Consider the following 20,962-nt stretch of genomic DNA (forward strand, 5'->3'; position numbering starts at 1 on the left):
ATTGAGGGTGGCGGATCAGTTCTTCGGCGGCGTGGCCCAGTGCAGCTCATCGAGCGGCGAGGCGACACCCCAGATCGTCGTCGGCAGGCTCGCAAGCCCCTTGGCGAACGCACTGTGGTAAGGCGTGGCGTTGATGTAGAAGATCGGCGCGTCTTGGACGACGATCTTCTGGAACTCCGAATACAGCGCCTTGCGCTTCTCGGGCGAGGTTTCCTTGGCTGCCTGGCCGAGGATTTCATCGATCTTCGGATTGGAATACTGCTGGGTGTTCGACCAGATGATACCCTTGCGGATATTCGAGCTGAGGTAGGTGCGATCGACACCGATCACCGGATCGCCCCAGTTGAACACCGTGTCCATCGTCAGGTCGAAGTCGAAATTGGCGACGCGCTGGGCCCAGGTCGGGAAGTCGGGCGCGGCGCGGACTTCCAGATTGATGCCGACCCGCTTCAAGGCCGAACGCAGATATTCGGCGACGTTGCGCTGCTGCTCGTCGTTGCCAGGGATGTAGTCGATCGTCAGCGAGGTGCGGACGCCGTTGCCGTCCGGCTTTAGCCCGGCCTCGTCGAGCAGCTTGTTGGCCTTGGCGACGTCGAACTTGTACTGCTCGACGGCCTTCTCCTCCAGCGGCGAGCCCGGCGCGATCGGACCGGTCGACGGCATCGCCTTGCCGCCCATCAGCTTCTTGACGATGAAGTCGCGATTGGCCGCGTAGGCGATCGCCTGACGGACGCGGGCGTCGTCGAGCGGCTTCTTCTTGGTGTTGAAGGCGAGCCAGTTCAGTGCGCCGATGCCGGCGAATCCCTTGTCGGTCACGACGACATTGGGCGCCTTCTCCAGCCGCTCGATGTCACGAACGCCGGTGAAGTACGGGACCACATGAACGTCGCCGCGCTCGGCCGACACCATCAGCGCATTCGGATCCGAGATCAGCCGCACTACGATCTTGTCGAGCTTGGGCCGGCCCGGGATGAAAAACTTGTCGAATTTCTCCAGCGTGTAGTAGTCGCCCTGCTTGTAGTCGGTGAGCTTGTAGGGGCCGGAGCCGATCGGCTTCAGGTTTGCCGGATGCGATTTGATGTCCTGGCCGTCGCCATAGACGTGCTTGGGCAGGATCGGCATCAGCGCCGGCGACATCGCCAGCAGCAGCGCCGGATGCGGATGCGCCAGCTTGATCACCGCGGTGTGCGGGTCGGGCGTATCGACGCTCTCGACCGCGGCCAGCATCGTCTTGAACGGATGGTTGGCCTTGATCGTCATGATCGAGAACGCGACGTCCTCCGACGTCACCGGTTTGCCATCGTGGAAGGTGGCGTTTTTGACCAGCTTCAACGTCACCGTCAGGCCGTCCTTCGACACCTCCCACGATTCGGCCAGATACGGCTGCGGATTCCAATTGTCGTCGTAGCGGAGCGGGCTGGCGAAGATCTGAGTGCTCGGCAACGCGGTGGCGATGCCGGACTGGACCGCGCCGTTGAAATGCCGCGGCACCTGGGTCGAACCGATCACCAGAGTGCCGCCGGCACCGCCTTCCGCAGCTCGCGCAGTGAATTCGAACGGCAGACCGATCAGGGCCGCTCCGCCGATGGCTCCGGCGAGGAAGGATCGCTTGGTCAACTTCATGGTCGGGACTCCGCTGTCGAGAGGCATGGATGGCGCAAGGAAACCGAAGCGAGACGGCCGCGGTCAGGTTCGAACGAATGGGCCGCCGCTGTCACGACGTCGCCCCGGCACACGCGAGCGCGCGATCGAGAATGGCATCGAGCTCGGCCGGCGACGGCAGGTCGGCGGTGCCGACTCCGACCAGAACGATTCCCGGCTCTGCGGGCTCGGCATCGGCGGTCGACAAGCTCCAGACGCTTTCGACCATCTGGAATACTTTCGCGTCGTCTTCGCCGGCGAGGCGGCAGGAGCCTTTCAGCCGCAACAGTTGCGGCGGCAGCTTGTCGACTGCGCAAGCCAGCCGGTTACGATCGAACCGGCCGGCGCGGCGATACGCCCAGCTCTTGAAGGTGGCGCCGTGATCGAGCGCCGGCGCCTCGACAGCATCGGCCCGGAAGCCGTTAGCCGCCGCGGCCGTTTGCAGCACCGCCAGCGTCGGCATCGCGCCTTGCGCGGTTTCGACGATACGAACATCCGGGCGCAGACTGCGCACCGCGGCCCGCGCCACTGTCAGAGCCTCGGAATCGACCAGATCGGTCTTGTTCAGCAGCACGACATCGCAGCGCTCGAACTGGCCGCGGACGGTGTCGCCGACCTTGGAATCGTCGATCAGTTGCGCGATCCGGCTGGCATCGGCCAGCACGATCACTTGATCGAGACGCAACGTCGGTTCGATCAGCGCGATCTCGGCGATCTTCCACGGATCGCCGACGCCGGAGGCTTCGATCACGATCCGCTCGAACGGCACGGCGGCGTCGAGCACCTTGCACATCGTCTCGATGAAGCTGGTCCCGATGCTGCAGCAGATGCAGCCGTTGGTCAGCGTCATCGTGGTGCCGTCGTGGCTCTGGATCAGAGTCGCGTCGACATTGACCTCACCGAAATCATTGACCAGCACCGCGGTGCGAGGACCGCCGCTACGCAGCAGATGATTGACGAAGGTGGTTTTACCCGCGCCCAGGAAGCCGCCGATCACCGTGACTGAAATGGTCGCGGATGCTGCCGTCATGCGCGGGGCGCCTCCAGGATCATACCGCCGACCACGGTGCCCCAGATAGCGACGTCCTTCAACCGCTCGGCCGGCATGGCAAGCGGATCTTCGTCGAGCACGACGAAATCGGCGTACTTGCCGGTCTCGATACTACCGACCAGATGATCCATCTTCAAAGTATAGGCGGCGCCGATCGTGATTGCAGCAAGCGCCTGCTCGATGGTGAGCGCTTCGGTATCCCGACCCAGCACCCGGCCGCTCGACGAGACACGATTGACCGCACACCACGCGGTGAACAGCGGCGCCAGCGGACTCACGGGCGCGTCGGAATGAATCGCAAACGGCACCCCGATCCGCTGCGCAGTTCCGGTCGCGTCGAGCCGCGCGGCCCGCTCCGGCCCCATCGTCAGCTCGTAGTGGGCATCACCCCAGTAGTACAAATGATTGGCGAACAGATTGGCGCAGACGCCGAGGCTCTTCATCCGGCGGAACTGCGCGGCGCTGGCCATCTGGCAATGCTGAAGGGTGTGACGATGATCAGGCCGCGGCGCCGCGACCTGCGCGGCCTCGATCGCATCGAGCGCAACCTCGGTCGCCTCGTCGCCGTTGGTATGAATGTGAAGTTGCACACCGGCGCGGTGATAGGCCTCAACCAGCCGCGGCAATTCTTCGGGCGCGATGTACCACAGCCCATTGGGAGCGCCGTTGTGATAGCCGGGCCAGCGCAGCCGCGCGGTGAAGCCCTGGATCGAACCATCGACCACCAGCTTGACGATACCGTAATGCAACTTGTCGCCGGCATGGCCGCGCAAGATCTCGAGTTTCGCGATGGCCTGCTCCGGCGTGTGCGACACCGCGGCCAGCGCCGGCACCAGACGAACGCCGAAGTCAGCGGCGCTGGTCACGCTACGATAGACCTCGATGGTCGGATCCGCGAGGTCATTGTGCAGATCGGTGATCGTGGTGACGCCCTGCACACAGGACGACGCGGCATAACGCCGAACGTCTTCCTCGGTGATGGTCCCGGCGAGCGGATTGTGGCCGAGCGCGCGAAACAGCCGCATCCGCGCCGGGATACCCTGCAGCTCCCCGCTGGCCAGCCCGTCGGCCCCCGCGACGACGCCGGAGATGTCGGTCGCATGCAGCAGATCGGCGAGTTCGAGCGTCGCGGTGTTGACGTTGTTGATATGGAACGAGGCGTGGACCACCAGGACAGGACGCTTGGTCGATACCCGGTCGAGATCCTGCCGGGTCAGCATCTTGCCGCCGATGTGCAGCGGATCGAAGCCCCAAGCATGCAGCGGCGAGCCATCGTCCGGCAGCTCGGCCTCGGCCCGCTGCAGCCGCGCGACGATCGCTTCGATGTCCGGCACCCCGGCCACCACCTTGCCCTCGGGCGACCGCCGATCGAATGCGCCGACATAGGGCTGCTTCCACATCAGCCCCTCCATGATGTGGCTATGGCCCTCGACGAAGCCCGGCATCAGCACTTTGTCGGCGAAGCGTGTATCGAGCCGGGCACCGCTCACCATCAGTTCGTCGGCGCTACCCGTCGCAACGATCCGACCATCTCGCACCGCAACATGCGTCGCGCTCGGCCGCGACGGGTTCATGGTGATAATCTTGAGAGCGGAATAAACGACCGTTTCAGACGTCACGCTTAGTCTCCAGGATTGCGACTGAGAGCGTGAAGCGATCGACCGATCGGCACTAGCGCCAGATGCCACGCACGGATGGAGCCAGGGCCATGCGTCAGCCGCCGCCCCCAATGGCTCGGTTCTTGCCTCCCGTTTGTAAAGGCTTCATTCTTCGGAATCGCAGCGGTTCCGGGTCGTCGCTCAGTGAGGGTATCGCGTCTTGGGAAAGCTAGCACAGCTCACATACCGGGAGTCCACGGTGGCACGCACGCCTAACCGCGATGCAATTGCCTCATCAGATGCCGCCGCATTAGGCAAAGACGACCTGTTCTGGGGCGCGTTGTTTCATAGCCTCAATCGCGGTGGCTCCTTTCTGCAGTTGCAGATTCGCCAGATCATCGTCGCCGCGATCGAGGACGGCCGGTTGCCGCTCGGCATGAAGATGCCGTCCAGTCGCGACCTCGCCACCGTGCTGAAAGTTTCGCGCAACACCGTGGTGATCGCCTACGAGCAACTCGTCGATCAGAATTTCTTGGTGTCGCGGCAACGCAGCGGTTATTTCGTCGCCGGTCTTCCCAAGAAGTTCGCCAACGATAAGGTTGCCAACGATCCAGCCGGCCTTGCCGAGATCACGAGCCGCGGCGACGAACACTGGGCCGACCGGTTCGCCGTCAAACCGTCGGCGCATCGCAACATCGTCAAACCGCTCGACTGGCAAACCCATCCCTATCCGTTCATCTTCGGCCAGTTCGACCCGAGCCTGTTTCCCACCAATGATTGGCGCGAAAGTGCGCGCGCCGCGCTCAGCGTACCCGAAATCAACAACTGGGCCCGAGACCTGATCGACGGCGACGATCCGGCGCTGATCGAGCAATTGCAGCTTCAAGTCCTTCCGCGCCGCGGCATCCATGCCCGGGCCGACGAGATCATGATGACGATCGGTGCCCAGCACGCGCTGTATCTGATCGCCACGCTGTTCATCAACGGAGCGACCAAGGTTGGCATCGAAGAGCCGGGCTATCCGGACGCCCGCAATATCTTCCGGATGCTGACGCCGAACGTGGTGCCACTCGCCGTCGACTCGGAGGGGCTGGTGCCGGACGCCACGTTCCAGAGCTGCACGCTCGCCTACGTCACCGCCAGCCATCAGTGCCCCACCGCGGTGACGATGCCGCTGCCGCGACGTTTGGAGCTGTTGAAGGCTGCCGCCGCCGGTGACGTGGTGGTGGTCGAGGACGATTACGAAGGCGAGCTGATGCCGGAATCGGCAACGCTGCCGCCGCTCAAGAGCCTCGATCGTGCCAGCAACGTGCTGTATGTCGGCAGCCTGTCGAAGGCGCTGGCGCCCGGCCTGCGGCTCGGCTACGTCGTCGCGCCCGCCCCGGTGATCCGCGAACTGCGCGCGCTGCGCCGGCTGATGCTGCGGCATCCGCCGCTCAACAATCAGCGGGTCGCCGCGCTGTTCATCGGCCTCGGCCATTATCGGGCGCATCTGTCCCAGGTCGGGCGCGTGCTGCTGGAGCGCGCGAAACTCCTCGACCAGCTGCTGCCGAAACACCTTCCGAGCTGCAGCTTCTCGCGCGGGCCGGGCTCGACCAATTTCTGGGTGACCTGCCCGACCTCGATCGACGCCACCGCGCTGGCTGAGGCGGCGCTCGAACAGGGCGTCGTCATCGAACCCGGCGCGGTGTTTTCGATGGACGAAACCGCGAGCCGGCACTGCTTCCGGCTCGGCTTCTCCTCGATCCGCACCGACCGCATCGAGGTCGGCATCGAGCGGCTCGGCAAGGTGCTGGCGCAGCAACTGAAAGCATAGCGCCCAGCCGCCGCGGCTGGTCGCTGCAGCTCGACTACGCGCCCAGCACTTCGCCGAACCGCACCCAGGCTTTGCCGTCCCACTTCTGCAACTGCACCTGGGTCAGCGGACGATAGTCGGTCGGGCTGGTGTTGACGCGGATGCCGGGCAGCAGCGTCGGCAGCTCGACGTCCTTCAGATTGGTCGCCTGCGCCATGATGTTTTCGCGCGTCCAGGTGTCGTCGCACTGCGTCAGCACCTTCACCAGCGCCGACGCCACCGTGTAGGCGTAAAGGTTGTAGAAATCGTCCTTGTTGCCTTCCGGGAAATAGCTCTGCATGAAGGCGAGGAAATCCTTGATGCCCTGATCGTCCTTCCAGGCCGGATCGGCGACGTCCTTGAGGTAGGCCGACGAGATCACGCCAATTGCGTTCTCGGGGCCGGCCGGGCCGATCGTACCCGCATAGGACGACGAGCCGCCGGTGATGTAGTGGCGGACCTGCCAGCGCGTCTCTGCCACCTTGCGGATCGCCTGCGCGGTGAACTTTGCAGTGGTGCCCGAGATCAGCGCATCGGGCGCGGCGGCGCGGAGTTGCAGGATCTGGGAATCGATCGTCGGCTCGGAAGTCTCGTGCGAGATGGTGACGAGCTGACGCGCCTCGCGCTCGCCCAGCACGTCCTTGGCGCCGAGCACGAAATCCTTGCCGAAATCATCGTTCTGATACAGCACCGCGAACTTCGCGTCGGGCTTCTCGGCCAGCATGTGCTTGACGAAGATCGCCGCCTCGGTCCGCGCGCTCGGCGCGAAGCCGATGCTCCACGGATGCGCCTTGTAGTCGCTCCATTTGTCGCCATTCACCGACAGGAACAGATGCGGGATCTTCTTGGCATTGGCGTATTTGACGATCGCCGAATTGGGTGCGGTGCCGAGATTGCTGAACAGCAGCGCCACCTCGTCGCTCTCGACCAGCTTGCGGGTCTGCTCCACGGTCTTGGCCGGGTTGAAAGCGTCGTCGTAATAGATGAAATCGATTTTGCGCCCGGCGATGCCGCCGCGGTCGTTGATCATCTTGAAATACGCGGCCTGGCAGCGCGCCTGCACCCCATAGGCCGACACCGGACCGCTCTGCGGCGAGGTGCTGCCGATGCGGATGCTGGTCGGCGTGATGCCGGTGGTGTCTGCGGCCTGCGCCTTCAACGATGTCGCCACCAGCATCGTGGCGGTGGTGCCGAGCAGAAACCGGCGGCGATCCATGGCTTTCATTGCGTTTCCCTTTTGTTGTTATTCGGCCGGTCCTTGACCGGGCCGCACCAGCACCTTGATCAGTGACTTCTCGGCGCGCAGCCGGTCGAAGATCTCGGGCAACTCGCCCAGCGAGACGACGCGCGAGATCATTGCGGCGGCGGTCGCGGCGTGGCCCGCCAGATAGCGGCTGACGTGATGGAAATCGGCCATCCTGTAGCCGAGCACGAATTTGAGCGTCGCCTCCTTGCGGATCGCGGTGCGCGGCAGCACCCGGTCTTCGGTCATGCAGACGCCGACGATCACGGCACGGCCGCGCAGCGCCATGACGTCGATGGTCTGCTGTAGAAAGCCGGGCGCGCCGACGCATTCGAAGACGATGCCCGGCGCGCCGATGCCGAGCCGGCTGAGCGCCGCCGGCAGACCTTCGGCGATCGGATCAATTGCCGCGACGGCGCCGATCTCCAGCGCGCAGGCGCGGCGGTTCGGATCCGGTTCGCTGAGGACCACCCGCGCGGCGCCGGCATCGCGCGCCATCAGCACGACGCCGAGACCGATCGGCCCGCCGCCGATCACCAGCACGTCGGCGCCCTGCATCGGGCCGCAGACATCGACCGCATGGCGCGCCACCGCCAGCGGCTCCATCAGCGCGCCATCACGCAGGCTGACATGATCCGGCAGGCGGATCGCCTGCCCGGCGCGGATCCGCACGTAGTCCGCATAGGCGCCCGGCAAGTCTGGGCGAAACCCCATGAAACTGCCGCTGGCGCAGGCCGCATCGCCGCCGCTGCGGCACGAGCCGCCCGCCGCGCAGGCGTCGCACAGCCAATACGGATTGGCCGCGACGCGGGTGCCGACCGTCCAGTCGGGGGCGGTCGACTGCACGATTTCGCCGGTGAACTCGTGCCCCATCACGGTGCCCGGCTGCAGCACGCCCGGCGTCTCGGCGGCGTGCAGATCCGAACCGCAGATGCCGGTGAACGCCACCTTGAGCAGCAGTTCGTTATCACCCAGCTCCGGCACGACAACGTCGCGCAGCACGAGCCGCTCCCCGGTCTTTTCGAACACCGCCGCTTTCATGAGATCGCCTCCGCGCTGATCTGAGCCGTTCATGCCTGCGGACGGATCGGGATGTTCTCGTAATAGGGGATCATGATCTCGCGCTTCTCGTCGCTGATCGTGCCGAGCGCCGCGACGGTGACCGGATGCACGACGTCCGGATCGATCATGATCTCGATGCAGGACGGCCGACCCGACGCATAGGCGCGGGCGATCGCCGGTTCGATCTCGTCGAACTCGGTGACGCGCTCGGCGTGACACCCGAACGCGGCCGCGACGCTGGCGTAGTTGGTGCCACGCAGCTCGCTGATCGCGCTGTAATTGGCGCCGTACATGATCTGCTGGCCGTGGATCGACATGCCCCAGATCTCGTTGTTGAGAACGATGGTGCAGATCGGCAGGCGGTGCCGGCTCATCGTGTCGAACTCCTGGATGTGGAAGCCCATCGCGCCGTCGCCGGTGATCTGCATCACCCGCTTGTCCGGATCGACAACCTGCGTGCCGATCGACTGACCGGGGCCAGTGCCGAGGCAGCCGAGATAGCCAACGCCCTGGACGTGGCCGGGCTGGTTGGTGCGCAGATGGAAGGCGGCCCAGCTCGCGGCCTCGCCGCCGTCGAGCACGATCGCTGCGTCCGGCCCCGCCGCCCGCACCGCGGCTTCCGCGGCCCAGAACGGATGGATGCCTTTCGGCCCCTGCTTGTCCGGAAACATGCCGCGCATTTTGGTCGGCGCCGCGGTCACGGCCCCGATCCAGGCCGGACGCTGCGGCCAGGCTTCGGCCGCGGCGGCCGCCCGCAGCGTGGTCAGCGCGGCGCCGACATCGGCGACGATCGGCAACTCGACATGGCGCAGCCGGCCGAGTTCGGCGGCGTCGCTGTGCACCTGAATCAGCTTTGCATCCTCGGGAAAGAACGCGGTGCTGCGGCCGGCGAGGCGGAAGCCGAACCGCGTCCCCAGCAGCAGCGCGGCGTCCGGGCGCTGCGCCGACAGCAGCGCCAGATTGCCGACAACCTGACCGTTGAGCGGATGACTGCTCGGAAACACGCCCATGCCGCGGGTGTTCGACACCACAGGGATCTGCGTGGCCTCGGCCAGCGCAACGAGATCGTCGCGGCAATCCGAATAGCGCGCCTCGCCACCGACCACGATCACCGGCCGCTCGCTCGCTTTCAGGATCGCGATCGCCGTCTTGATCTCATCCGGATGCGGCGCCGGGCGGGGGTGGATGTTGAGGCCGTGCGCCGGGCGGACGTCGTCCTTGTGGGCGCGCATGTGCAGCACGTCGATCGGCACGTCGAGCAGCACAGCGCCGCGGCGCCCGGTGGTGGCTTTGCGGATCGCCAGCGCGGTGAGGTCCGGGATGCGCTCGGTGTTGGTGATGCGATGCGCGTATTTCACCATCGGCAAGGTGACGGCGATCTGATCGACGCCGCCCTGCAACGCATTGGTCTCGGCTTCGCGCAGCGGCGGCGAGCCGACGATGAACAACGTCGGGATGCTGTCGAGCTGCGCGTTGAGAATTGCCGTGACGCCGTTGGTGAAGCCGGGGCCGGCGGTGATCACGCAGACGCCGAGCTTGCCGGTGGCGCGCGCATAACCATCAGCGGCGTGACCGGCCGAGGATTCGTGCCGGAAATCGATCAGCCGGATCTCGTTGGCTATGCAGCCGCGATAGAAGGATTCGAGATGACCGCCGTGCAGGGCGAACACGGTGTCGACGCCGGCGTCACGAAGCGTGCGGGCGAGCAGTTCGCCGCCCTCGAGCCAGTCGCCGGCCGATGAAGTCGCTGCGGACATTATTTGTTTCCTTTTGTTGTTGGTCTGCGCGGAGGGGCGGCTCAGGGCGCGGGTGCCAGATGTCCGAGGAAATTCGGCTGCCCGGTTCGGGCGGTCAGCCCGCCATCGACCGCTAACGCGACGCCGGTGACGTAGGAGGCGTCGTCGGATGCCAGGAACGCGATGGCGCCGGCGATTTCCTCGGGCGAGCCGGGACGGCCGAGCGGAATCAGCCGGTCGTACTCGGCCATTACCGCGGCGTTGTCGCGCAGCTTCAGCGATAGCGGCGTCGCGGTCAGGCCCGGGCACACCGCGTTCACGCGGAGGCCGTCGCGGCTGTAATCCAGTGCCATGTTGCGGGTGAGATTGATCACCGCTCCCTTGGCGGCGTTGTAGGCGGCGAAGCCGTAATCGCCGGCGAGCCCGGAGATCGACGCGGTGTTGACGATATTGCCGCGGGTCTTGATCAGATGCGGAATCGCGGCGCGGCTCGCGTGAAAGATCGAGTCCACGCAGATCCGGAACACGCGATGCCAAGCCTCCGGCGTCACCTCGGTGATCCGGCCGAACGCGCCCATGCCGGCATTGTTGATCAGGATATCGAGCCGGCCCTGCTCTTGTGCGGCGGCGGCGATCAGCGCGGCGACCTGCTCAGCCACGGTGACGTCGGCCACCATCGTCGAGATCCGCGCACTGACATCGGCCAGCGATTCGGCCTGCCGGGCCAGACCGTCCTGATCGATATCCGACAGATAGACATACGCGCCTTCGCGCGCGAGGCGGGCAGCCGTGGCGGCACCAATGCCCGATGCGGCTGCCGTGACGACAGCGACCTTGCCGTTGAAACGCATGGCGATGCGTCCTCCCGAAGTCCGCGCCGCTTGGCGGCTGCGGTGTGGCGTTGATCACCACTTTTAATATAACGCGTTATATCTATTTCCCACGCTGGCCGTCAAGACGGGTAAAGTGGCCGTATCGCCGCAGCCGATTTCGCGAATGCCGCGCGGCCGACTACAACATCCCTCTCAGGTGACTCGCACAGGACCGAAGCATTGCCCCCCCGCGAGCAGGCGCGCGAAGAACTGCGCCAGAAGATCATTGCCGGCGCCCGCGCGCTGTTATCGGAAATCGAGTCGGCAGAGTTCTCGATGCGCGCGCTCGCCGCGAAGGCCGGCGTCGCGCATATGACGCCCTACAACGTGTTCGGCTCGAAGCAGGCGGTGCTGCTCGCCGTGCTGGATGCCGACATGGCCGAGTTCGCTCGCGCGGTGCAGGAGCGCCACGTCGCCGATCCGTTGGCGGAACTTTACGAAGTGGTCGGGCTGTGCGCCGAGTTCTGGTTCTCGGACCCGTTATTCTACAAGACGCTGTATCGGGAACTGCTCGACCTGAAAGGCACGCCGCATCAGGCACTGGCGACGCCGCTACGCGACGGATTTTGGCGGCAGTTGACCCATGCGCTGGCGGATCGCGGCCATCTGCAGACGTTTGTCGCCGAGGCCCCGCTGGCGATGAATCTGCGCCGCATCACCCTGCAGGCGATCAGCGTCTGGATCGCCCGCGATCTCTCGAAGCGGGAAGTCGAAGCCGAACTCGGTTATAGCATCTCGCTGGCTCTGCTCGGGGTCACTGTGCCAGCCTCGTCTTCCCGCGTACTCACGCGGCTGATGAACTACCAGGCCATCCTCGTCGAGGCTGGAGCTCGAGACGGCTAGATACTCGTCGGCGCGCGGGAAGAGCCGGGTCGATCGCGGACGGGCTCGCCGCCTCACAACAGCTCGGAGATTCCCTTCGCGGCGCTGAGCAGCGCGACGCCGCCGAGGCTGGCGATCGAGACCCGGCGATGCAGCCGTTCGCTGCCTCGGCGAAAGCCTTGTTCGCCGATCCAGGTGCCGACGATCATCACCGGCAACGCCATCGCGGCCAGCCACAGCACGTTCACGGTGGCGAGGCCGACCAGAGCGATGCTGGTGAAGCCGGCGATCGAGGTGGCGAGGAAGAACACCAGTAGCGAGGCCCGCACCGCGACCGCACGAAACGGCCCCGACATGTAATAGACGATCGCCGGCGGGCTCGGCATCGCGGCAAGGCCGTTGAACAGACCGCACAGCACGCCGACGCCGGTGGTCACCGGCGGCGACGGAATCTTCGCGATGGCAAAGCCGCGACCGAGCACGACGACCGCCGCGGCCGTGATGGTGGCGATCACGATCCGCGCCACCGGTGCCGGCGCGACGCTGAGCGCCAAAGCGCCGATCGGTGAGCCGATCACCGCGCCGACGATCAGCCAGCGCAGCGAGGCCCAGTGGCAGTCGCGATGATTGCGACGCAGATCATTGAGCCCGCCGAGCAGCTGCAACAGCACAGCGACCGGCACCGCTTTCGCCGGCGGCATGAGCATGCCCATCAGCGGCACCGCGGCGAGCGCGAAGCCGAACCCGGTGAAGCCGCGCAGCAGCGCTGCCGCCAGCACTGCGCTGAGCACGCCGGCGATCGCCATCGGCGACGGCAGCGTCGACAGGAAACTCGCAGACGCCTCGGCGATCAGCTCGTGCATCGCGTCACCGCATATCGATGACGACGGTCTTCTTCTTGGTGAAGTGCTCGAGCATCGCCTCCAGCGACGCTTCCTTGCCGAGACCCGACTTGCGGAAGCCGCCATAGCTCAGATTCGGCTGGATGGTGAGGTTCTGATTGACCTGAACGTAGCCGGCATCGAGCCGCTGCACGGTGCGCAGCGCGCTGCGCAGATCGTTGGTCCACACCGTCGCGGCCAGGCCGAACTCGCTGTCGTTGGCGCGCGCGATGACGTCGTCCTCGTCGTCCCACGGCTGCACGCAGACCACGGGGCCGAAGATCTCCTCGCGCATCAGCGGCGAATCTTCGGGTACACCGGTGATGATGGTCGGCTGCAGGAACAACCCGTCCTTCAGATGCGCCGCGCCCGGCAGCTCGCCGCAGCGGTCGACCTTAGCGCCGGCGGTGCGGGCTCCGAGATCGATATAGGATTCGACCTTGGCCTTCTGCCGCTGCGAGATCACGGTGCCGATATCGGTCGCCTCGTCCAGCGGATCGCCGATTTTCAGCTTGTTCACCGCTTCGCGCAGCGCCGCCACGAAAGCGTCGATCAGCTTGGCGTGAACGTAGATCCGGCTCGCCGCGGTGCAGCTCTGGCCCTGGCGGGTGAACCGCATGCCGGCGATCGCGCCGGCGACGACCCGCGCCATATCGGCATCGGGATAGACGATCATCGGGCTCTTGCCACCGAGTTCGAGGCTGACCGGAATGATCTTCTTGGCCGCCATCTGGTAGATCAGCTCGCCGACCGCCTGCGAGCCGGTGAACGTGACCTTGGCGACCGCTGGATGCTCGACCAGCGCCGCACCGCAATCGCGGCCGGTGCCGCAGATCACGTTGAGCACGCCGTCCGGCAGCAGCTTGGCCATCAGCCGCGCCATTTCGATGGTCGCATACGGCGCTTCTTCGGAGGCTTTCACCACCACGGTGTTGCCCGCCACCAGCGCCGGGGCGATCTTCAGCATCATCAGCACCAGCGGCACGTTCCACGGCAGGATCGCGGCGACGACGCCGAGCGGTTCCCGGCTGGTGTAAGTGAGGATCTGCGGATCGAACGGCAGCGTCTCGCCCTTCAGTTCCGACGCGAGGCCCGCATACATCGTGATGATGTCGATCGCGGTCGCAACCTCGCCGCGGCATTCCGTCCGAATAGCTTTGCCGGTTTCCAGCGCCAGCACAGTGGCGATGACGTCGCTCTGCTCGGCGATCGCGCCTGCCGCGGCCGCAATCAGCTTGCCGCGCTGGCGCGCCGGCGTCGCTGCCCAGGCTGGGAACGCGGCCGACGCAGCCGCCACCGCGCGGGCGACATCGTCGCCGGTTGCGGCCGGCGCCTTGCCGATCACTTGCCCGGTCGCGGGATCGACGACGTCGAGCGTGGCGCCGCCGACGGACGGCACCAGGGCGTTGCCGATCAGGTGACGGGCCTGAAGTTGCGAGATCACCTCCGACACGGCGGGGGCGATGGCGGGATCGATGCGGGTGGCGATGTTGATCATCGTATCACCTTGGCGATCCGGCCGCTGCCGCGAAGGTCCAGCGTGGCCCAAGCCATTGGGCCAGACGCCAGTGCTTCGCGTCTGGTCCGCCGAGACCGCGCCATCTGGTTCTAAGGCGTGAGCGGCGGCTCGTGACACGCTTTGCACGAAGCTGCCGGCGGGTCCGCGCCAATCACGGAAACGCTCGCGCGCCCACTACGATGGAATCGACATGTCCGATCTCGATACTCAGCGCTTGCAGACGCTGCATCAGCTCTTCGACGCGTTCAACCGCCACGACGGCGCCGCGGTGATGACCGCAATGACCGACGACATCGTGTTCGATGCCGCGGCTGGCCCCGAGGCTTGCGGTCGCCGGATCGTCGGCACCGCCGATGTCCGCGCCGCATTCGAGACGACGTTCGCCACCTTCCCGGATGTGAGCTGGGAGTGCACCCGCCACGCCGTGTTCGGCGATCGCGGCATCTCTGAGTGGATCTTCCGCGCCACCACCAAGGACGGCGGCAAGATCGAGGCCGAAGGCGTCGATCTGTTCGGCTTTCGCGACGGCAAGATCTGCAGCAAGACCGCGTTCCGCAAGGACCGCCCGGTGCTGCCGGCGACGGGAGCATCGGCATGAACAAGCCCGTGAAGACCCCGCCGCTCGCCGCCTACGATCCGCACTACGATCCCTTGGTCAGCGAAGGCCCCGGCCGCAACCGCGACTACGCGCCGACCTATTGGACCGCGAATTGCGGTCCAATGCCGGAAGACGACGGCCCGATCAGCCGCGATACCGACGTCGATGTCGCGATCGTCGGCTCGGGCTTCACCGGGCTCGCCTCCGCGGTGTTCCTCGCCCGCGAGCACGGCATCAAGGCCGCGGTGCTCGAAGCCAATCGCGTCGCGTGGGGCTGCAGCACGCGCAATGGCGGCCAGGGCCAGAACGCGGCCGGCCGGCTGACCCGCTCGCAATGGATCGCGCGCTGGGGCCGCGACACGGCACTCAGGCTGCACGCCGAAATCAGCGACGGCTTCGAAACCTTCGAAGAACTGATCCGGCAAAGTCCGATCGATTGCGAACCGCAGCGCGGCGGTCATCTCTACATCGCGCACCGTCCACGCAACTTCGAGAAGATCTCGGCCGAGGCCAAGGTGCTGAGCGAGGTGTTCGGCGAGCCGACCAAGGTGATCTCGGCCGATCAGCTCCGCAGTGAGTACCTCAACGAGGCCGAGGCGGTGGGCGCGACGCTGGAACCGCGCGGCACCGGCGTGCATCCGGCCAAGCTGGCATTCGGCTATCAGCAGATGGCGCGCGACCTCGGCGCCACCGTGCATCCGGGCAGCCCGGTCATCGAGATCGAGCACCGCGGCGGCGCATTCTATCTTCGCACCCCGGGCGGCACCGTGAAGGCGCGCGCGGTCGGCATCGCCACCGGCGCCTATACGGCGCCCGGCTTGACGCCGTTGCTACGCGGCCGCTGCATGCCGATCCTCTCGAACTCGATCGTCACCCGGCCGCTGACTCCGGCCGAACTCGAAGCCACCGGCTTCAAGACCAAGCTGGTGCTGACCGATACCCGCACACTGCGTTATTACTACCGGCTGCTGCCGGACAACCGCATCCAGATCGGCAGCCGCTCGTCGATCACCGGCGCCGACGCCGACGCGCCCAAGCATCTGCAATTGCTGATCGACGGCCTGCACCGCAAGTTCCCGGCACTGCAGGGCATCGAGATCGATTATTCATGGTGGGGTTGGGTCGACGTCAGCCACGACATGATGCCGCGGATCTTCCAGCCCGATCCGGCGCAGAAGCTGGTCTACGCGCTCGGCTACGGCGGCAACGGCGTGTCGTATTCGGCCCAAGCGGGACGCCGCATGGCGCAGATGATCGCCGGGCAGCGCTTCAAGGGCCAGGACCTGCCGATCTTCACCTCGCCGCTGCCGACCCATACCTTCTCGCCGTTCCGCCGGATCGGCCAGCGGATGCTGTATCGCTGGTATCACTACCGCGACGAGGCGGCGTAAGGCCGCAAGGCTTCGTCATTGTGAGCCGATGACGAAGCCTGCACCGAGCAACGGCCGCCCATGAAAAATCCCGGCAGGTCGGACCTGCCGGGATTTTTCATTTCAGATCTGAACCGGCGTCATCTGCCGGAGAAGCTGTGAGCCGATCAGGCGGCCTTCTTGAGCGGGCGCACCACCGCCGGCTTGGGGCGGCGAACGTCGGCCGCGGGCCGCGAGGCGCGCTTGTCGAAGGCGTCACCGGCGGTGAGCACCACCAGACCGGCGATGCCGGCGAACGCGCCGGCCACCGCAACGGTGATCACCAACGGATAGCCGAAGGTGTAGATCAGCGCGGCGCCGACGACGACGGCGTTGAACAGGAAGAAATACGGCGCCTCCGGGCTGCCATGCTTGGCGTCCTTCACCAGCCAGCCGATCACAGGGATTTGGTAGAAGGCTTTAACCAGGAAGTTCACGGCGCTGCTCCTCTGAATGGGCCGCTGCCATCTGGAACGAGGGCCAAACCTACCCTCAATGCGAGCTCCGCAGCGAAGGGCTCTGCACTGCAAACTTTAGTCTATCGCAATGCAGAAATTGTCAATCACGAATGCGACGAATTTGCATTCGTAAGACGACGGGACCGTCAAAGAGGCCAACTTTTCCGTGAATGTCGCGCCGCCAATACGAGGCTCTGCGGCACCGGAGAACCTCACCGCAGCGGCTCGTCCCCCGCGCCGATCCGATAGCCGATGCCCGGTTCCGTCAGGATGATCTGGGGCTCGTCGGCCCGGACTTCGATCTTCTGCCGGAGCTGGCCGATATAGACCCGCAGATATTGCGTGTCCGAAGTATGGGCCGGTCCCCACACCGCCGCCAGGATCTGCCGGTGGGTGACCACCCGACCGGCGTGGCGGACCAGAAACGCCAGCAATTCGAATTCCTTGGGCGTCAGCTTGATCTCCACGCCGCCACGCGTCACCCGCCGCCGCACCGCGTCGATCTCGAGCCCGCCGACGGTCAGCGCGGCCGGCTCGTCGTGGCGCTGCATCCGGTGACGCAGCGCGGCGCGCATCCGCGCCATCAGCTCCCCGGTGGCGAACGGCTTGTTGACATAGTCGTCGGCGCCGAGATCGAGCGAAGCAATCTTCTCGGCCTCTCGCTCGCGCGCCGACAGCACCACGATCGGCAGGTCGGACCAGCTCCGCACCTGGCCGATCACCTCCTTGCCGTCGCCGTCGGCCAGACCGAGATCGAGCAGTACGATGTCGGGGGCCTGTGACGCGATGTGCTTGACGGCATCGGCCACCGTTTCGGCGTGAGCGACCTCGTAGCCGTTGGCTTCGAGCGCCGGCTTCAGAAATCGCAGGATCGCCGGTTCGTCGTCGACCACCAGCACCCGTGGCTTGCCGGTCATGATGTCCGCTCCTCGGTCGCGGCCGTGTAAGCGAAGCTCAGCACCATCCGGGTGCCGTGACCGGCTTCGACCGGGCTCACGGCAATAATGGTGCCGCCATGGGCCTGCATGATCCCGCGGGCAATTGCCAACCCGAGGCCGACGCCGCCACGATCGGTGGAGGCGGGTCCGGCGGCGGCGCTCTGCACGAACCGTTCGAAGATCTGCGGCAGATCCGCCGCAGGAATGCCGGGACCGTCGTCGGTGACCCGCAGCCGCACCCAGCCAGCCTCGACCTGGGCATCGATCACGATGTGCGATGTCGGCGGGGTATGCGTCACCGCATTACCGACGATATTGCCGAGCGCCTGCTCGATCAGAGCCGCATCGGCATTCACCAGCGGGACCGCGGCCGGCCATTGCAGGGTCAGGGTTTGCGGCGCGCCGCGGCGCCGGATTGCTGCGATCACCCGCGCGGCGATCTCGCGCAGATCGATCCAGTCACGGCGCAGCTCCAGCGCCCCCGACTCGATCCGGGTGATCGACAGCAGGTTCCGCACCATCTCGTCGAGGCCTTCGGCCTCCTCGCGGATATTGGCGAGCAGATCCCGGGTGGCATTGGCGTCGATCTTGTCGCCATAGGTCAGAAGGCTGGTCGCCGACCCCAGGATCGAGGACAGCGGCGTGCGGAAATCGTGCGAGATCGACGCCAGCAGCGTGTTGCGAACCCGCTCGGTCTCGGTCGCGGTTCGGGCGCTGACCATGTCGCGGGTCAGCGCGGCGCGTTGCAGCGCCGCCGCGGTCTGCTCGGTGAGCGTATCGAGCAGCGCCTGCGCTTCGGAATCCAGCGCCGCACCGTCCTTGCCCTGCATCATCACGCCGACCACGCCGTAGGTCGTATCACCGGTGCGCACCGGCAGAAACCGCCACGGCACGATCGGCAGCGTGCCGGTTTCGAACCCAGCCGCCTCGGCGTGGGTGAAGGCCCAACGCGCCGCCATGGTCGCGGCCTCATCGAGCGAATCCTCCGGCGGCCAGGCCGCGGCCAGCACCAACTCGTCATCACGCGGCAACAGGACCATCACCGAGCGGCCGAGACTGGCGTGGATCTCACTGGCCGCGCCCTCAGCGATCGCATCCATCGTCGCCAGCCCGGACAGCCTTCGGGTGAATTCGTACAGCCGGCGCATCGCCCGGACCCGGCCCGCCGAGACGCGCGCCTGTTCGCGCAGCCGGCCGGCGAGCGTGGCGGCGACCACGGCGACCACCAGATACACTAACAACGCCAGCAGCTCGTAGGGCTCGGCGATGGTGAAGGTGTAGAGCGGCGCGATGAAGAAGAAATTGTAGGTGAGGAACGACAGCGCCGAGGCGAAGATCGCCGGCCCGACGCCGGACTTCACCGCGCTGAACAGCACCGCCATCAGGAACACCGCCGACAGGCTCGCCGCCGGAATCACCTGGGCGAGGCCGCGACCAACCAGCAACGCGCCGGCCACCGCGACCGCGGCATAGAGGAAATGTGCCGGCGCCGAGGCATTCATCCGCGACGCCAGCGACCGCTGCACCGGAACACCCGAATCCGACGGCAGCGGCACCAGATGGATGCCGATGTCGGTCGATCGCTGCATCAATCGCTGCGGCAGCGAGCCTTGCAGCCACTGGCGCAACGTGCCGCCGCGGGCACGGCCGATCACGATCTGGGTGACGTTCTCGAACCGCGCAAACCGCAGCAGTTCATCGGGCAGATCATTGCCGGTCAGGGTGTGGATCTCGGCCCCCAGACTTTCGGCGAGCTTCAGGGCGCTATCCACCTGCTTGCGTGACGTGGCGTCGAGCCCGATGCCGGAGCGCTCCACCGTCACCGCGATCCACGGCGCGTCCATCAGATCGGCGAGCCGCTTGGCGGTCCGCACCACTCCGGGCGAGGCCGCATCCGGGCCGACGCAGGCGAGGATCCGCTCCCCGGCCGCCCACGGCCCCTCGATCGCCTGCGCCTGCATCCGCTCCACCAGCGCAGCGTCGACCCGCTCGGCTGCGCGGCGCAGCGCCAGCTCGCGCAGCGCGGTCAGATTCTGCGGCTTGAAGAAGCTCTCGACGGCACGGGAGGCGGTATCCTGGACATAGACCTTGCCTTCGGCGAGCCGCTTCAGCAGTTCGTCCGGCGGCAGGTCGACCAGAACGATCTCGTCGGCGCGATCGAACACCTTGTCCGGCACGGTCTCGCGCACCCGGATCTTGCTGATCTTCAGCACGACATCGTTGAGGCTTTCGAGATGCTGGATGTTCAGCGTGGTCCAGACGTCGATGCCGGCGGTGAGTAGCTCGTCGATATCCTGCCAGCGCTTCGGATGCCGGCTGCCGGGAACGTTGGTATGGGCGAATTCATCGACCAGCAGCAGCGACGGCTTTCGTGCGAGCGCGCCGTCGAGATCGAATTCCCGCATCACCCGATGCCGGTACACGATAGGGGCGCGCGGCAATTGCTCCAGCCCCTGCAGCACCTGCTCGGTCTCGCGCCGACCGTGGGTCTCGACCAGCCCAGCGACGACATCGCGCCCCCCGGCCTGCTCGCTGCGCGCGGCGGAGAGCATCGCATAGGTTTTGCCGACGCCGGGAGCGGCGCCGACAAAGATCTTCAGCCGGCCGCGCCCCTCCTTGCTGGCGAGCGCCAGCAAGGCATCCGGGGAGGCGCGTGCGGTGACGGTGGTGGACATCAGGTTCTCGGCCGGCTCTGCCCCAATCTATCCAGCGCCAAGTTTAATTGCAGTACGTTGACGCGAGGTTCGCCGAACACGCCGAGGTCACGGCTTTCGATCCGACTTTCCACCAGCTCGCGCAGCTCGGCCTCCGGCAGATTCCGCGCCTTGGCAATGCGCGGGAGCTGGAACAGGGCCGCCTCTGGCGAGATCTCCGGGTCGAGGCCGCTGCCCGAGGTGGTGACCAGATCGACCGGCACCGGCGCATTCCGATTCTCCTGCCTGGCGGCGGCGACGTCCGCGGCCAGCCGGTCAGCCAGCACCTTGCTGGTCGGGCCGAGGTTGGAGCCGCCGGAGGCGGCGGCGTTGTACGGAGCCGGCACGGTTTGGCTGGGATCCTGCGGGTCCGGCGCGGTCGTCGCCGACAGCCGGCCATGGAAGTATTTGGCGTCGGCGAACGACTGGCCGATCAGCGCCGAGCCGATCACCCGGCCATCCTGCTCGATCAGACTACCGCTCGCGCGCGCGGGAAACAGCGCTTGTGCGATCCCCGTCACGGCCAGCGGATACACCAGCCCGGTCAGGCAGGCGAGTGCAACGAACGTCACGAGCGCGGGGCGGATATCCTTCAACATGGCGTCAC

At 66.3% G+C, this 20,962-nt stretch carries 17 protein-coding genes; 4 read left to right on the forward strand and 13 right to left on the reverse strand.

Annotated elements, in window-relative coordinates; translation table 11 throughout:
- Nucleotides 1-15: 15 nt before the first annotated feature.
- From DNX69_RS15250 to DNX69_RS15260, 3 genes are all read right to left on the reverse strand, one after another.
- Nucleotides 16-1,623: an ABC transporter substrate-binding protein gene (locus tag DNX69_RS15250; protein WP_110786804.1), complete on the reverse strand. Its 1,608-nt coding sequence runs from the start codon at nt 1,621-1,623 to the stop codon at nt 16-18.
- Nucleotides 1,624-1,714: 91 nt separating this feature from the next.
- Nucleotides 1,715-2,671 carry a CobW family GTP-binding protein gene (locus DNX69_RS15255; RefSeq protein ID WP_110786805.1) on the reverse strand — a complete coding sequence of 319 codons (957 nt, stop codon included), beginning with the start codon at nt 2,669-2,671 and terminating at the stop codon, nt 1,715-1,717.
- Nucleotides 2,668-4,311 (reverse strand): amidohydrolase, encoded by a 1,644-nt coding sequence (locus DNX69_RS15260; protein WP_110786806.1) that lies wholly within the window; start codon nt 4,309-4,311, stop codon nt 2,668-2,670. Before DNX69_RS15260 ends, DNX69_RS15255 begins: the two co-directional genes overlap by 4 nt.
- A gap of 238 nt (nt 4,312-4,549) precedes the next feature.
- Between DNX69_RS15260 and DNX69_RS15265 the strand changes: the two genes are divergently transcribed.
- A complete protein-coding gene (locus tag DNX69_RS15265) occupies nt 4,550-6,106 on the forward strand; it encodes a PLP-dependent aminotransferase family protein (protein ID WP_110786807.1) in 1,557 nt (518 codons plus the stop codon).
- Nucleotides 6,107-6,140: 34 nt separating this feature from the next.
- On the opposite strand, the gene DNX69_RS15270 is transcribed toward DNX69_RS15265, so the two are convergent.
- The 4 genes from DNX69_RS15270 to DNX69_RS15285 are packed head-to-tail and all read right to left on the reverse strand — an operon-like array spanning nt 6,141 to nt 11,016.
- Entirely contained in the window at nt 6,141-7,349 is a 1,209-nt protein-coding gene (locus DNX69_RS15270) for an ABC transporter substrate-binding protein (protein ID WP_110786808.1), read from the reverse strand.
- Nucleotides 7,350-7,367: 18 nt separating this feature from the next.
- Nucleotides 7,368-8,408 carry an alcohol dehydrogenase catalytic domain-containing protein gene (locus DNX69_RS15275; RefSeq protein WP_110787643.1) on the reverse strand — a complete coding sequence of 347 codons (1,041 nt, stop codon included), beginning with the start codon at nt 8,406-8,408 and terminating at the stop codon, nt 7,368-7,370.
- Between the two features lie 29 nt (nt 8,409-8,437).
- On the reverse strand, nt 8,438-10,186 hold the full coding sequence (locus DNX69_RS15280) for a thiamine pyrophosphate-binding protein (RefSeq protein WP_110786809.1): 1,749 nt from the start codon (nt 10,184-10,186) through the stop codon (nt 8,438-8,440).
- Between the two features lie 41 nt (nt 10,187-10,227).
- Nucleotides 10,228-11,016 carry an SDR family NAD(P)-dependent oxidoreductase gene (locus DNX69_RS15285; protein ID WP_110786810.1) on the reverse strand — a complete coding sequence of 263 codons (789 nt, stop codon included), beginning with the start codon at nt 11,014-11,016 and terminating at the stop codon, nt 10,228-10,230.
- Nucleotides 11,017-11,217: 201 nt separating this feature from the next.
- Here DNX69_RS15285 and DNX69_RS15290 point away from each other — a divergent pair, with 201 nt between their 5' ends.
- A complete protein-coding gene (locus DNX69_RS15290) occupies nt 11,218-11,880 on the forward strand; it encodes a TetR/AcrR family transcriptional regulator (RefSeq protein WP_110786811.1) in 663 nt (220 codons plus the stop codon).
- A 53-nt stretch (nt 11,881-11,933) separates the two neighbouring features.
- On the opposite strand, the gene DNX69_RS15295 is transcribed toward DNX69_RS15290, so the two are convergent.
- Nucleotides 11,934-12,722: a sulfite exporter TauE/SafE family protein gene (locus tag DNX69_RS15295; protein WP_110786812.1), complete on the reverse strand. Its 789-nt coding sequence runs from the start codon at nt 12,720-12,722 to the stop codon at nt 11,934-11,936.
- A 4-nt stretch (nt 12,723-12,726) separates the two neighbouring features.
- Nucleotides 12,727-14,238: an aldehyde dehydrogenase family protein gene (locus DNX69_RS15300; protein ID WP_110786813.1), complete on the reverse strand. Its 1,512-nt coding sequence runs from the start codon at nt 14,236-14,238 to the stop codon at nt 12,727-12,729.
- A 211-nt stretch (nt 14,239-14,449) separates the two neighbouring features.
- Between DNX69_RS15300 and DNX69_RS15305 the strand changes: the two genes are divergently transcribed.
- Both DNX69_RS15305 and DNX69_RS15310 read left to right on the forward strand, forming a co-directional pair.
- Nucleotides 14,450-14,857, forward strand: coding sequence for a nuclear transport factor 2 family protein (locus DNX69_RS15305; protein WP_110786814.1), 408 nt, complete (start codon nt 14,450-14,452; stop codon nt 14,855-14,857).
- Complete coding sequence (locus tag DNX69_RS15310) at nt 14,854-16,248, forward strand: NAD(P)/FAD-dependent oxidoreductase (RefSeq protein ID WP_110786815.1); 1,395 nt, start codon at nt 14,854-14,856, stop codon at nt 16,246-16,248. Before DNX69_RS15305 ends, DNX69_RS15310 begins: the two co-directional genes overlap by 4 nt.
- A gap of 146 nt (nt 16,249-16,394) precedes the next feature.
- Here DNX69_RS15310 and DNX69_RS15315 read toward each other — a convergent pair whose 3' ends face one another.
- From DNX69_RS15315 to DNX69_RS15330, 4 genes are all read right to left on the reverse strand, one after another.
- Entirely contained in the window at nt 16,395-16,703 is a 309-nt protein-coding gene (locus DNX69_RS15315) for a hypothetical protein (protein ID WP_207803153.1), read from the reverse strand.
- A gap of 233 nt (nt 16,704-16,936) precedes the next feature.
- Nucleotides 16,937-17,641 (reverse strand): response regulator, encoded by a 705-nt coding sequence (locus DNX69_RS15320; protein WP_110786816.1) that lies wholly within the window; start codon nt 17,639-17,641, stop codon nt 16,937-16,939.
- Nucleotides 17,638-20,337 carry a sensor histidine kinase gene (locus tag DNX69_RS15325; RefSeq protein ID WP_110786817.1) on the reverse strand — a complete coding sequence of 900 codons (2,700 nt, stop codon included), beginning with the start codon at nt 20,335-20,337 and terminating at the stop codon, nt 17,638-17,640. Before DNX69_RS15325 ends, DNX69_RS15320 begins: the two co-directional genes overlap by 4 nt.
- The gene (locus tag DNX69_RS15330; RefSeq protein WP_110786818.1) at nt 20,337-20,954 is read right to left on the reverse strand and encodes a K(+)-transporting ATPase subunit C; all 618 of its coding nucleotides are present in this window, start codon (nt 20,952-20,954) and stop codon (nt 20,337-20,339) included. The genes DNX69_RS15325 and DNX69_RS15330 overlap by 1 nt, the downstream gene beginning before the upstream one ends.
- Nucleotides 20,955-20,962 lie beyond the last annotated feature (8 nt).

Origin of the sequence: Rhodopseudomonas palustris (assembly GCF_003226555.1) — a bacterium.
Classification (GTDB): Bacteria; Pseudomonadota; Alphaproteobacteria; order Rhizobiales; family Xanthobacteraceae; genus Rhodopseudomonas; species Rhodopseudomonas palustris_I.